The following is a 14131-nucleotide window of genomic DNA, read 5'->3' as shown; positions in this document are numbered from 1 at the left end:
GGGGCCACCATGCGCGCTGCTGTGGCGGGTGCGGGGGGCCGTACCATGATGGCCCTCACTGATGCCGTGCTGGACACGGTGAAGATCCGGCACGCGGTCGACTCCGTACTTGCGGAGTTTCTGGCGGCGAAGAGCCGTTCGGCTCCTCCCCAGCTCATGGAACTCATCGACACCTTACGAAGATTCCTCTTCGTGGGCGGCAAGCGTTTACGACCGCTGATGTGTGTGTGCGGCTGGTGCGCCGCGCGCGGCCGGGGAGACCCGGAGCCGGTGCTGCGGGCCGCTGCGTCTTTGGAGCTGTTCCACACCTTCGCCCTCATTCATGACGACGTCATGGACGACAGCGACACGCGCCGAGGGCATCGAAGCGTCCACGCTTCCCTGGCCGACCGTCACCGCAGCCGCCAAGGCCCCGGGGACGCCGACCGGTTCGGCGCGAACGCAGCCATTTTGTTGGGCGACCTCGCACTGACCTGGTCCGACGAGTTGCTCCACTCGGCGGGCCTCGCGCCCGTCCCCATGCGTGCGGCCCTCGGCGTGGTGAACGCGATGCGTGCCGAGGTCATGTTCGGCCAGTACCTCGACCTGCTCGCCACCGGCAGGCCGACACGCGATATCGCTCATGCCCTGACGGTGAGCCGCTTCAAGACCGCCAAGTACACCGTCGAGCGACCGCTGCATCTCGGTGGCGCCCTGGCCGGCTGCGGCACCGCCGTCATGGAAGCCTGCACCGCCTACGCGATTCCCATCGGAGAGGCGTTCCAACTCCGCGACGACCTCCTGGGCGGATTCGGCGATCCTGAGGCGACCGGCAAACCCAGCACTGACGACTTCCGCCACGGCAAGTGCACCGTCCTGATGGCCATCGCCGTCGTACGGGCCACTCCCGCGCAACTCCGCGTTCTGCGCGCTCTGGTGGGCCACCCCGACCTGACCGAGGAGCAGGCAGATTCCGTACGGGCCGTTCTGGAAGCCACCGGCGCCCGACTCGCCGTGGAGCGGATGATCGCCCGCCGCTGCCGCCGAGCCATGAATGCCCTCGACTACGCCCCCTTCCCGGAGGCGGCCGTCGAAGCCCTGCGCCAACTTGCCCACGCCGCTTCCGTGAGGACCTCATGACCGAATTTTTCCTGCCCGAGCTTCCACGGCTGCTGCCGGTGGCCTACCACCCCAATGCGGCGCAAATCGAGTTCCGGTCGAACGGCTGGGTGCGCAGCCGACTCGCCGACTGTTTCGCGAGCGAGGAAGACCTGCTGACCTTCCTGCGTCAGCGCAACGGACTGTACGGACCACTGACCGTGCCGTACACCGACGAGCGGCGGGCGCTCGATGTCGCCGACTGGTACCAGTACGTCACTGTCATCGACAGCCTCGTCTCGGACCGCTCGGCGCTGGGGGCCGATGAGGCCAGGGCCCGCGAGGTGTTCGCCGACATCATGGGCGACTTCCACGGTGACGGTGGCGGGAGCGGCGACTTTGCCTACGGCGTGGCGGGCAAGGAGCTGTGGCGTCGTATCAGTCCTGGGCTCTCCCCTGATCAGATACGTCGGTTCGCCGGAGCTCTCGAAGCGTTTCTGCGCGGGTGCGTCACCGAGATCCGTTTCAAGCTGACGGAGCGGGTGCCCGACTACGAGACCTGTATGACCGTGCGTCTGGACAGTTTCGGCTGCGACTTCATCCGGTTGATGACCGAATACGCGGCCGACGTCGACATGACCGGATGCGACCGGATACTCGCGGACGTGCACACACACTGCATGCGGCAGATGATCATCGTCAACGACCTGCTCTCGTGGCGCAAGGAGCATGCCCAGGACGACAAGATGACGGTCGCCCGCGTGCTGATCGAGCGCGAGGGTCTAGGTCTGCAGAGTTGCGTCGACCGGCTTTGTGAGCTGATCGACCACCATGAGAGGGCCTACATCGCGGCCCGGGACCAGGTGCTGAACGGTCCACACGGCACGCGCCCGGGAATCCGTGCGTATCTGAAGGGCCTGGACCATCTGATCGGTGGCAGTGCGGAGTTCGAGTACCTCACGCCTCGCTACTTCGGCGACGGCTACGTCTGGGACGGTTCCACCTCGGGCTGGATCAGCCTCACCGCTCCCGTCACCCGATTCCGGGCACGGCCCAGCACCGATACCAGTACCGAATCCAATACGGATAGCGATACCGATACCGATACACAGAGCGGCAGTCCGCAGGCGCCGACGCCATCCATGACAAGGAGCTGAAGAGTGGCAGACACCGCACGCATACGGCCGGGCGCCGGACACGCGACGACCGGCGTTGCCGGGCCGTCGAGGAAGGGCCGCGCCCCCGGCCGGCTCCCCGTGCTCGGCCATGCGATCCCCCTGCGGCGCCGTCCGCTCGAGTTCCTGGTCGACCTGCCCACGCACGGCGACCTGGTCGAGATCCGTCTCGGCCCCAAGCGGGCCTACATGGCCTGCCATCCCGAGCTCGTACGTCAGGTCCTGCTGGACTCGCGCACCTACGACAAGGGCGGCCCGCTGTTCGACAAGGTCCGCCCCCTCGTGGGCAACGGCTTGTTCAGCTCCGCCTGGGCGGAGCACCGATTACAGCGCCGGCTGGTGTATCCCGCCTTTCACCCCGGCCGGATGGCGTCGTACGCCGCCATGATGTGCGAAGAGATAGACGCCGTGCTCTGTTCATGGCAGGAAGGCCGTGCCATCGACCTCGGCGCCACGCTGCACGCGCTGACGGTCCGGGTCACCACGCGAACCTTGTTCTCCACCACGGCCGGTGGTGGAGCCGTTGCCGACGTACAGCACTGTCTGCCCATCATCCTGCGGGGCATCTACCGGCGGATGACCGCGCCGGTCGGTCTCCTGGAGAAACTGCCCACCCCGGAGACCAGGCGATTCGAGCAGGCACGCAAGAGGCTGGGCGCCGTCATCGACGAGACGGTCCAGGGCTGCCGGCGCTCGGGTGCGGACAACGGGGACCTGCTGTCGACACTGGTGGGTGCCCGGGACGAGGAGAGCGGTGAACGCTTCACCGACGACGAACTCCGCGACCAGGTGATGACCCTGCTGATCGCAGGTACCGAGACCACCGCGAGCGTCGTGGCATGGACCTTCCACCTGCTGAGCCGGCACCCCGAGGTCGAGCGGCAGTTGCACGACGAAACCGACCGCGTCCTTCAGGGCCGAGTGCCTGTGTTCGCCGACCTGCCCGCCCTGGAGTACACCCGACGCCTCGTCACCGAAACCCTTCGTCTCTACCCGCCCGCCTGGCTGCTCAGCCGGATGGTCACCGTTGAGACGGAACTCGCCGGGGAAAAGCTGAAGCCGGGCGCGACCGTCCTGTACAGCCCGTACCTCCTCGGCCGCTCTCCCGGCCTCTTCCCCGACCCCGGTCGCTTCGACCCCGATCGCTGGCTTCCCGAGCGGGCAGCATCAGTGCCGCGCGGCGCGATGGTGCCCTTCGGGGCAGGCAGCCGCAAATGCATCGGTGAGGCCTTCGGCATGGCCGAGGCGACCCTGGCCATCGCCGCCATCAGCACGCGCTGGCAACTGCGGCCCGTGCCCGGGACGACGATCCGGCCGAAGCCGGAAGCGGCCCTGGGCACCGGTCCCCTGCACATGCTCCCCCGACCACGCCGCTTCGGGACGGGCTCGGGGCGCGTGAACCCCTGACACCGACCGCAGGTCATGGACCCCTGACACCGGCTGCCGGTCTGCCGAGCGGCGACGCCCATACCGGAGCCCGACTCGGCAGATCACCGCCCGCCCTCCGGGGAGCCCCCCTCCCCGTCTGCCGCGCGGTCGTGTTCGAAGACCCAGACAGCCACCTGGGCACGGGAGGTGAAGCCGAGTTTGCTCAGTATGTGCTCGATATGACCCTCCGCCGTGCGCTGGGCGATCACGAGCGTGGCCGCGATCTCCTTGTTGCTCAGCCCCTGCGCGACCAGGTGGGCGATCTCGGTCTCCCGAGGGGTGAGCGGGGAGGGCCGCTCGTCCTCGCCACCCGGTTCCCCCGCCGTCAGGTCCTCCTCGAGCGCGTAGCTGAGCGCCTCGTCGTAGGAGAGCCGGGAGCCTTTCTTGACGGCGGCGCGGAAGGCCGCCGCACCGAGGGCCCGGCGCGTGCGGGACTCGCATTCGTCGTGGTAGTTGACGAGGTGCCCGTACCCGGACAGCGGTGCGCCGATCGCCTGCCAGATCGTCTGCAGGATGCCCAGGAGCCGGGCGGCGCGCTCGTAGTGCTCCTCCGTGGCGGCGATCCAGGCCAGCACCTCCAGGTTGACGCCGACCCCCAGCGGATCGTCGAGCGAACGGTTGAAGGCCAGGCTCTCCTCCTCGAGCCCGGCGGCGCGACGGGTGTCGCCCTGGCGCCAGACCTCGACTCCGAGCGCCATCGTCGTATAGGCCCGGTGCCAGCCCTCTCCGTAGGCGTCGCACACGCTCAGGGACTCCTCCCCGATGGAGATGGCGCGCGGCGAGTCACCGAGGAACGAGTGCAGCAGGGAGAGCCGGATCAGTGACAGCACCAGTCCCACGGGATCATCGGTGGCCCTGTGCCTGGCCACCGCCTCCTCGTAGAGCCCGATCGCGGATTCGGCGTCCCCCCGGTACATGGCGATCATGCCGGAGTACAGCGCGGTGTAGGCGAGCACGGACTCGTCCGCGAGCTGTTTCCCGAGCCTCCCGCTCTCCTCGAGCATGGCCGCCGCGGCGCCGGTCTCGGACTGGATGACGGCCAGCCAGCTGTTGGTCCACAGCGCTCGGGCCCGGACCTGGCTCGGGTCGGTGCAGACGGCGAGCCCCTGGTCCAGCCAGCGCCGCCCCTCGCCGATGTAATAGCTGGTGATCCAGTGGTAGAGCAGGTCCGAGGCCATGTCCAGGCCGGTATCGGCCTCCCCGGGTTCGTCGAAGCTGAACTCCAGGGCTGTGCGCAGATTGGTGTGCTCCAGGTTGAGCCGCGTGAACCAGGGCACCTGTGACGGACCGAACAACTCGGCATGCGCCTCGCTCGCCAGCCGCCGGTAGTAGTCGCGGTGGCGCCGTTGCCAGGTCGCCGCCTCCCCAGCCGCTACGAGCTGCTCCCGGCCGTACTGCCGCAGTGTGTCCAGCAGCCGGTAGCGCACCGTCGAATGGGGCTCCTCTCTCAGCAGTACGGACTTGTCGACCAGTCCGGTCACCACGTCGAGAACCTCTTCGCGGCTGATGCCGTCGCCGGAGCACACCTCCTCGGCCGCCTCCAGGTCGAAGCCGCCGGTGAACACCGAGGCGCGAGCCCAGAGCAGTCGCTCCTGATCGGTGCACAGTACGTAACTCCAGTCGATCAGCGCGCGCAGCGTCTGGTGGCGCGGGAGCACCACCCGCGAACCGGCGGTGAGCAGCTGGAACCGGTCGTCCAGACGCTCCAGCAACTGCTGTACGGAAAGGGCCCGCAGCCGGACGACGGCAAGCTCGATGCCCAGGGGGATGCCGTCCAGCTGGCGGCAAATCCGTTCCACTGCTTCGCAGTTGGCCTCGGTGACGGAAAATCCGGGCAGGACGCCGTTCGCCCTCTCGATGAACAGCCGTACGGCGTCGCACCGGGCCAGCGACTTGACGGAGAGCCGACGCTTCTCGGTGCTCGGCAGCTCCAGCGTCGGCACGGACAGGGTGTGTTCGTATGTGAGGCCCAGAACCTGCCGGCTGGTGGCCAGGATCTTCAGGTCGGCGGTGGAGCGCAGCAGCGAATCGGCCAGCACCGCGCACTGCGGCAGCAGGTGTTCGCAGTTGTCCAGGATCACCAGCATGCGCTTGTCCCGGAGGTGGTCGGTGAGGACGTCCAATGGCCGCCGGGACGAATGGTCACGGATCTCGAGCGCTTCGACGACGGTCTGGGCGAGCAGCTCGGGGTTCTCCAGGCCCGCGAGTTCGACGAGCCACACGCCGTCCAGAAATGCCGACCGGACTTCGGCCGCGACATGCGACGCCAGTCGGGTCTTGCCGACTCCCCCCACACCCGTGAGCGTCACCAGGCGCGATCCGGACAGCCTGCGGCGGACCTCGGCCACCTCGTACCGACGTCCCACGAAGCTCGTCACCTCGGCAGGCAGGTTGCCCTCCTGCCGACGTGTCGAGACCCTTGGTGCCACGACAGCCATCGATTCCTCGGATCGGGTCCCGATCCGAGGCGCACCAGCCGCTCGCGGACCGGGCCGACGCCATCCAGCCTATTCCTCCGGGTGCAACCATGGTGTTATGTCCGCCCACGGTGCCATTGGCACTGGTTCCCACCTCCGGCGGGGCACTCCTGTCGGCGACGAGTCCTCCCTGGTCGGCCGCCGACGGCAGCTGGCCGAGGCCAAACGGATGCTGCGGCATTCTCGTCTGGTGACCCTCACCGGTGTGGGTGGCGTGGGCAAGACCAAGCTGGCTGCAGCAGTTGCCGACGAGGTGCGAAGGGCGTTCCCGGACGGCGTATGGCTGGTCGAACTCGGCACGCTGGAGGACGAAGGGCTGCTCCCGCAGACCGTCGCGACCGCGCTGGGTCTACGGGACCAGTCGGCCAGGCATCCGGAGGACATGCTCTGCGACCATCTGCGTGACGCGCGCTCCCTGGTGATCCTGGACAACTGCGAGCACATCCTGGACAGCTGCGCTGCGCTCACCGCCCACCTGCTGCGTGCGGCTCCCCAGATGTGCGTACTGGCCACCAGCCGCCAGCCCCTGGGGGTGTACGGCGAGTCCGTCCTCTCCGTGCCCGCGCTGGCCGTGCCGGGACCCCGCCAATCGCTCAGCCCCGCGGCGGCCGACCACTATGCGGCGCTCAAGCTGTTCCAGCGGCGGGCAAAGGAGGCGTCGCCCGATTTCACCCTCGGGCCCGAAAACCTGGAGACGGTCATCCGGCTCTGCCGGCACCTGGACGGCATCCCGCTCGCCATCGAACTGGCCGCTGCGCGACTGAGGACGCTCACGCCCCAAGAGCTCCTGCGACGGCTGGAAGAGCGCCTCGATCTGTCTGCGGACCACATCACGGCGGACCTGCCCCGGCACGAGACCCTGCGCGCGTCGATCGACTGGAGCTTCGATCTGTGCTCCCCCGGTGAGCAGCGATTGTGGGCGCGCCTTTCGGTCTTCGCCGGGAGCTGCGGACTGGAGGAGGTCGAAGCCGTCTGCTCAGGTGACGGCATACCCGAGGAGCACGTCCTCGACCTGGTGGCGGGGCTGGTGGACAAGTCGGTCCTGATCGGGGAGGAGCACGCTGCCCAGGTGCGCTATCGCCTGCTGGAAACGGTCCGGCAGTACGGCGCGGAGCGCCTTGTCGAGGCCGGGGAGAAGCCTGCCCTGCAGCAACGCCACCGCGACTGGTACCACCAGCTGGTGGACCGGGCGGAGGCGGAGTGGCTGAGCCCGCGCCAGGAGACCTGGCTCACCCGGCTGCAGAGCGAGCACGCCAACATCCGCACCGCCCTGGAGTTCTGCCTCAGCCGGCCCGGCCAGACACAGGCGGGGCTGGAGATCGCCGCGTCGCTGTGGTTCCACTGGCTGTGCAGCGGCCGACTCAGCGAGGGCCGCCACTGGCTCGGCAGGGCGCTGGCGCTCGCACCCGAGGACACGGTCGCCCGCGGCAAGGCCCTGTGGGTGGACGGCTGGCTGTCGGTGCTCCGCGGCGACACGGCCTCCGCCCTGCCGCAGCTGGCGGAGTGCCGGGCCCTCGCGCTCCGGCTTCGCGACACCTCCACGCTGGTCCATGCAACACAGTTCCTGGGCGGACACGCGCTCTACGAAGGCGACTTCCGCCAGGCGATCGGCCTTCTGCGGGAAGCCGTGGAAGGCCACCGCGCGGCCGGCGACCGCAATGGCCTGATGACCGCCCTGTACCAACTCACCTTGGCCTGCGCCATGTCCGGCGACCCCCGTGCCGCGGATGTCGGGAAGCAGTGCCTGGACCTCTGCAATGAGGCACACGCACCCTGGTCCCGCTCCTACGCCCTGTGGGCGCTCGGCCTCCACCTCTGGCGCCAGGGCGAGCCGAGCCGCGCTGCCGAACTCCTCCGCGACGCCCTGAACGCCCGCCGGGTCGTAGGGGACGGGTGGGGAATCGCCCTGTGCATGGAAGCGCTGGCCTGGACCGCCGCCTCGGCCGGCGAGGCGGAACGCGGTGCCCGGCTGCTGGGCGCGGCGGAGGTCGTGTGGCGATCCATCGGGATCTCGCAGTCGGGCTTCCGCCACCTGGCCGCGGGACATGAGACGACCGAAACCCGGCTCCGCACCGATCTCGGCGAGCGCAGATACGGTGCGGCTCTCCGGCGCGGAGCGCGGATGGGACTCGACGGGGCGGCGGAGTGGGCCCTGTACGGCTCCTCGGCCCCGGCTCCGAGGCCACCCCAGGATTCGGCAACCCAGTAACGGTGGTTTGCGGGGGTTTCAGGTACCGATCCGGGGATTTATCCCCTCCTCGTCACTTCCACCGTCGGCACATGATGGTCGCGCCATACGAGATCTCAACGAATCGGGCGGAGAATCGAAGGTCCGACCAATGTGCAAGCACCAGCCATCCTGCCCCTCCTCGAGCGCGCCCGACCGTGTCGCCGCCCGCCTCGTGGCCTACCACCCCGAACAGGGCTGGGGCCTCCTGTGCAACGGCGTGACGGTGTTCGAGGACAAGGGCGAGCTCCTGCCCGACGGCAGGTCCGCCCCAACCCTTCAGGGCATGGGGGGCAGTGCGGCATGAAACCGTTCACCGCGTCCATGCCGGATACCACGGCTGGTCTGCCGTTGCAGGCCGGGCTCGGCGCCGCCCCGCACGAGGCCCCCCATAAGCGGTCCTGGCTCCTGCCGCCCGACCCGTCCTCGGTACCCGAGGCACGGCGACTCGCGCGTCAGCAGCTGACCGACTGGGCTCTAGAGGAGCAGATCGAGGACACGGAGCTGCTCGTCAGCGAGGTGGTCACCAACGCTCTGCGCCACGCGTGGGGGCCGATCCGGCTCACCTTTTGCCTGTCCTCCCGGCACGGCGGGCTGCGTTGCGAGATCGAGGACGCGAACCCGGCCGAACCACTGGGGCGCCACGCCGACGAACACGACGAGGAGGGGCGGGGGCTGCACATGCTGAACCTGCTGACCCGCTGCTGGGGCAGCGACCACACGCACGCCGGGAAAGTGGTGTGGTTCGAGCTGAGAGCGTGCGCCGGCCCCGCGTAGAGGCCTGCGCCCGACGAGGGAGGGAGGAACTATCGGAGAGACAGAAACACGCGAACAACATGACAGCCATCGAAATGGCCCAGGGGTCGGGGAGCTGAGTTCCACCGCTGCCTCCCGCCTCTGGGCCTCCCTATCGCTCTGCACGCCTTGAACAGCTCCCACAAACCGCAGAGCACGCTCCACTCGCCCCTGCCAGGGCCTCGGATAGGCTGATGTGTTAGCAATTGCGCCCGAAAAAGCTGTGCCAGAAGTCGCTGTATCCGAAAAAGCCGCTGTACCCGAAGACGCTGCATCGACAAGGCGTCGGCAGCGCCCGGCCGGAAGATCGCCAGGGAGTGGTCGGCAAGCACAGGCCCCCCACTCCCCCGGGGTGAGGTCGTTGCGTTGGACACCCACAAACCGACGAGTGCTGTGCCGGATCACCCCCTGTCCGCGGTCGGCTACGCGAGTGTGCTCCGCGACCTGCTTCCGATCGCGCTGTGGAGGGCCGATTCCGACGGGCGCATCGTGGAGTGGTCGCTCGCCGCCCGTGACCTGCTCGGCTACGGGCCGGAGCAGCTGCTCGGCCGGAACGCGATCCCGATACTGGTCCCCGAGTCCAACTGGGAGCTCGCTGATCAGCTGACGCAGAAGGTCCTGGCGGGTGAGGCGGTTGTCGGAAACCTGCCGGTGCGACATCGCGACGGGCACCTCGTGCCGATGGAGATGTGGATCTGCCCCTCCGCGGACCCGCGGGGAGGAACGGGCATCCTGGCCATTGCCGTGGAGACCTCCGCGGTGCTGCGAATGCGGGATTCGCTGGCGGCCATGGAAGGTCTGTTCACCCAGTCCCCCATCGGTCTGGCCATGCTCGGCCCCGATCTGCGTTTTCTGCGGGTCAACGACGCGCTGGCGCGGATGAACGGCGTCTCCGCCGCCGAGCACCTCGGCAAACGGCCGGCCGAGGTGGCGCCAGGGGTCAACGCCCCGGCGCTGGAGAGAGTGATGCGGCAGGTGCTGGACCGCGGCAGGGCGGTGGTCGACGTGCGCCGCACCGGTCGCACTCCGGCCGATCCCGATCACGACAGGACCTGGTCCTGCTCCTATGCTCCGCTGCTCGACAGCGCCGGCCGGCCGCTGGGAGTGATCGCTTCTCTGATCGACATCACCGACGGGCAGCAGGCCCACCTCGATGCCGAGCGGGCACAGCATCGCTTCGGCCTGCTGGCCGAGGCCGGCACGCGGATAGGGACCACGTTGGACCTGCGGCAGACCGCCGAAGAGGTGGTCGAGGTGCTGGTGCCCCAGCTGGCCGACTCGGCGGACGTACAACTGCTGGAAGAGGTGCTCGACCCGGACGAGGTGGCCGCATCCACCCACGGCGTGGCGCGTCGTATGGCGGCCGTCTTCACCGATCCGTTGGCCCCCGCGGAGAAACTGGCGGTAGGCATGACCTACCAGATCCCGCCCGGCTCGGTGTACGAGCAGGTCATCGCCGATGGGCACGCCATGAACCTCTATCTGTCCGACATCCCGGCGCTGATCAGTGATCCCCGCGCCGAGCGACTGCGCCAGTACCTCTTCGCCCATGTCGGCTCCGCGCGACTGATCCCGCTGGTCGCCCGCGGCAAGGTGCTCGGCGCCGTGGTGGTGACACGTACCCGCGGCCGCGAACCGTTCAACGAGCAGGACTGCGTGCTCATCGACGAGCTGGTCGCCCGTGCCGCGCTGAACATCGACAACGCCCGTCTGTACACCAGCCAGCGAAAGGCTGCCCTCACTCTGCAGCGAAGCCTGACGAACACCTCGCTGCCGGAAGTGACCGGCCTGGAACTCACCGGGCGCTACCTCCCCGCCAGCGAGCACGAGGTCGGCGGCGACTGGTTCGACGTCATCACCCTGCCGCACAACAGGACCGGGCTGGTCATCGGGGACGTCATGGGGCACGGAATCCACGCGGCGGCCGTCATGGGACAGCTGCGCACAGCGGTGCGAACGCTGGCACGCCACGACGTCCCCCCGGCCCAGATCCTCTCCTCCCTGGACGCCACCGTGGCGGACCTGGGGGAGAACGAAATGGCGACGTGCGTCTACGCAGTCCACGACGCGGCTGCCGGCGGCTGCGTGATCGCCAGGGCCGGCCATCCACCTCCGGCCGTTGTCGATGCCCAGGGGACGATCGCGTTCCTCGACGGCCCGCCGGGTACGCCCTTGGGAGCGGGCGGACAGGACTTCGGGACCGAGCAGGTCCAGCTGCCCCCCGGCAGTCTGCTGGTGCTGTACACCGACGGCCTCATCGAGGCTCGTGACAGAGACATCGACCAGGGCTTGCAACAGCTCGCCAGGGCGCTGCGACACCTCGATCACCCGTTGGAGAAGATCTGCGACCACATCCTCGGCCGGCTGCTCCCCTCCCCTGCCCAGGACGACGTGGCGGTCCTCCTCGCCAGAACCCTGCGTCCGCGGGGCTCGGTGAGGAGTTTCCCCGAGCGGCACCACATGGGCGGTCCCGCTCGGAAGGTGCGAGGGTGGTAACAAGATGGACACTCCGGTGACAACGTTCAGCGAGGGCCCGGAAGACCCGTTCGCGGTGCGACGCGCGGCCCTGATGGTGCTGGACGACCGCGGGAGGGTAGTCGGCTGGAGCGAGAGGGCCGAGGCGCTGCTCGGTCACCCGCCCGAGGAGGCGCTGGGGCGGCCGGCGGTCGACTTCCTGGTCGACCCGCGCGACCAGGACGTGGTCATGGACGCGGTGGCGGCATGCGTACGCGACCGGGGGTGGTTCGGGGTCGTGCCCGTCCGGCATCGCGAGGGGCACCGCGTGGAGTTGGGGTGCCGGGCCCGGATGATCGTGAAGGGCGACTCTCCTCGCGAATGGTTCCTCGTCGGTGCGCCCGCCGAAGAGGTGATCGAGTGGGAGACGGACCGGTCGGTCCTGGACGGACTTTTCCGCCGGTCCCCGATCGGTCTGGTCGTCCACGCCCGGGACCTGACCATCCTGCGTGTGAACAGGGCGATCGCGCGGTTCAGTCAGCTACCGGTCGAGCAGCACCGCGGGCTCACCACCAGCGACTTCCTGATCCAGCAGGACACCGACACCGTGGAGAGGCAGTTGCGGGAGGTACTGAAGACCGGCCGGTCCTCGGTCTTCGCCGAGCAGCCCTGCCGTACGCGGCAGGATCCCAGCAGGGAGATGTTCGTGTCGGTGTCGGCCTTCCGGATGGAGGACCCCTCCGGCCGGATCCTCGGGGTGACGCAGACAGTCGAGGACGTGACCGAACGCCATCAGGCCCGCCGTCGGCTGGCCCTGCTCAACGAGGCCAGCGCCCGCATCGGTACCACGCTGGGCGTGGCGGAGACAGCGCGTGAGCTGGCCGAGGTGGCGGTCCCCGAACTCGCCGACTGCGTCTCCGTGGACCTGCTGGAGCCGGTGACCCGCGGCGAAGAGCCCACCCAGGAGACGTTCGAAACCGTGCGCCGGACTGCGGTCCGCAGCATCCTGCCGGACACGGCGGAGGTGATGTTTCCGGTGGGCCACACGATTCACGTACCGCCGGGGACTCTGCAGGCACGGTGCCTGGCCGAACGGCGTCCGCTCCTCGAAGCGCAGCTGAAAGACGGCCCTACCGGGTGGCTCTCCATGGACCCGGAGCGGGCTGAGCGGGCCCTGAGCCTGGGCGTCCACTCGCTCATGGTGGTGCCCCTGGTCGCGCGGGGACTCGTGCTCGGCCTGCTCAGTCTGTGGCGGTCGCAACGGGTCACGCCATTCGAGGAGGACGACCTCACACTCGCCGAGGAGTTCGCCTCCCGCGCCGCCGTCTGCATCGACAACGCACGCCGCTACACCCAGGAGCACGAGACCGCGCTCACCCTGCAGCACAGCCTGCTCCCGCACGATGTGCCCAGGCACCCGGCGGTCGAAGTCGCCCACCGCTACCTGCCGGCCGACACGGCGACCGGCGTCGGCGGTGACTGGTTCGACGTCATCCCGCTCTCCGGAGTACGCATCGCTCTCGTCGTCGGCGACGTGGTCGGCCGCGGCATCCACGCGGCGGCCACCATGGGCCGGCTACGCACCGCCGTACACACCCTGGCCAACCTCGACCTCACCCCGGACGAGGTCCTCTCCCATCTCGATGATCTCGTGGACCGTCTGGCGGACGAGCAGGAGTCGACCGACGAACGTTCCCCTCAAATCATTGGCGCCACCTGCCTGTACGCGGTCTACGACCCGGTCTCGCGGCACTGCGCCCTGGCCCGCGCCGGCCACCCGCCGCCCGCGGTGGTGACCCCGGCCGGGGACGTACACCTTCTCGAACTGCCCCCAGGCCCGCCTCTGGGCCTGGGCGGGCTGCCCTTCGAGACCGCCGAACTGGAACTGCCCGAAGGCAGCCTCCTGACCCTCTACACCGACGGCCTCATCCAGGGCCTCAAGCGAGACGTCGACGAGAGTCTGGCGGATCTGTGCGGGGCACTGACGTCGCCGGCCCGCTCGCTGGAGGAGACATGCGAGGCGGTGGAGGCCGCGTTGCTGCGCGACCGGTCCACCGATGACGTGGCTGACGACGTGGCTCTGCTCATCGCCCGTACCCGCGTCCTGGCGGCGGAGAAGGTGGCCACCTGGGAGCTGCCCCTGTCGGCAACCGCCCCTGCTCAGGCCCGGACGCTGACGGAATCCCAGCTGGCCGAGTGGGGGCTGGAGGAGATGGACTTCACCACCGAACTGATCGTCAGCGAGCTGGTCACCAACGCCTACCGGTACGGCGACGGGCCGATCACCCTCCGGCTCATCCGTGACGGCCACCTCATCTGCGAGGTGTCCGACACCAGCAGCACCTCACCGCACCTCCGCCGCGCCCGCACCACCGAGGAGGGCGGCCGCGGACTCTTCCTGGTGGCCCAGCTCACCGAGCGGTGGGGCACCCGCTACACGCGCGACGGCAAGACGATCTGGACCGAACAGCCGCTGTCCTCCACGTCGGCGTCGTGAA

General features: G+C 69.1%; 9 protein-coding genes. 8 read left to right on the top strand and 1 reads right to left on the bottom strand.

The window, feature by feature from the left end:
* Positions 1-45 precede the first annotated feature (45 nt).
* The 3 genes from J7E87_RS04155 to J7E87_RS04145 are packed head-to-tail and all read left to right on the top strand — an operon-like array spanning position 46 to position 3659.
* Entirely contained in the window at positions 46-1119 is a 1074-nt protein-coding gene (locus tag J7E87_RS04155) for a polyprenyl synthetase family protein (protein WP_215089960.1), read from the top strand.
* Positions 1116-2234 (top strand): terpene synthase family protein, encoded by a 1119-nt coding sequence (locus tag J7E87_RS04150; RefSeq protein ID WP_215089957.1) that lies wholly within the window; start codon positions 1116-1118, stop codon positions 2232-2234. The genes J7E87_RS04155 and J7E87_RS04150 overlap by 4 nt, the downstream gene beginning before the upstream one ends.
* A 3-nt stretch (positions 2235-2237) precedes the next feature.
* Complete coding sequence (locus J7E87_RS04145) at positions 2238-3659, top strand: cytochrome P450 (protein ID WP_308312848.1); 1422 nt, start codon at positions 2238-2240, stop codon at positions 3657-3659.
* An 83-nt stretch (positions 3660-3742) separates the two neighbouring features.
* Here the strand turns inward: J7E87_RS04145 and J7E87_RS04140 are convergent, their stop codons facing one another.
* Positions 3743-6046 (bottom strand): LuxR C-terminal-related transcriptional regulator, encoded by a 2304-nt coding sequence (locus J7E87_RS04140; RefSeq protein ID WP_308312847.1) that lies wholly within the window; start codon positions 6044-6046, stop codon positions 3743-3745.
* Positions 6047-6215: 169 nt separating this feature from the next.
* On the opposite strand from J7E87_RS04140, the gene J7E87_RS04135 reads away from it, so the two are divergent.
* From J7E87_RS04135 to J7E87_RS04115, 5 genes are all read left to right on the top strand, one after another.
* Positions 6216-8366, top strand: a complete 2151-nt coding sequence (locus J7E87_RS04135; RefSeq protein ID WP_215089953.1) for an NB-ARC domain-containing protein — start codon at positions 6216-6218, stop codon at positions 8364-8366.
* Between the two features lie 130 nt (positions 8367-8496).
* Positions 8497-8691 carry a DUF5999 family protein gene (locus tag J7E87_RS04130; protein ID WP_215089951.1) on the top strand — a complete coding sequence of 65 codons (195 nt, stop codon included), beginning with the start codon at positions 8497-8499 and terminating at the stop codon, positions 8689-8691.
* Positions 8688-9161, top strand: coding sequence for an ATP-binding protein (locus J7E87_RS04125; RefSeq protein ID WP_251016933.1), 474 nt, complete (start codon positions 8688-8690; stop codon positions 9159-9161). Before J7E87_RS04130 ends, J7E87_RS04125 begins: the two co-directional genes overlap by 4 nt.
* Positions 9162-9572: 411 nt before the next feature.
* A complete protein-coding gene (locus J7E87_RS04120; protein WP_308312846.1) occupies positions 9573-11675 on the top strand; it encodes a SpoIIE family protein phosphatase in 2103 nt (700 codons plus the stop codon).
* Positions 11676-11679: 4 nt separating this feature from the next.
* Complete coding sequence (locus tag J7E87_RS04115; RefSeq protein WP_215089947.1) at positions 11680-14130, top strand: SpoIIE family protein phosphatase; 2451 nt, start codon at positions 11680-11682, stop codon at positions 14128-14130.
* The last annotated feature ends 1 nt before the right edge of the window (position 14131 follow it).

Origin of the sequence: Streptomyces sp. ISL-1, from assembly GCF_018614585.1 — a bacterium.
GTDB classification, from domain to species: domain Bacteria; phylum Actinomycetota; class Actinomycetes; order Streptomycetales; family Streptomycetaceae; genus Streptomyces; species Streptomyces maoxianensis.
Note: the sequence above shows the minus strand (reverse complement) of the source record. Positions and strands in the feature narration are given on the sequence as shown.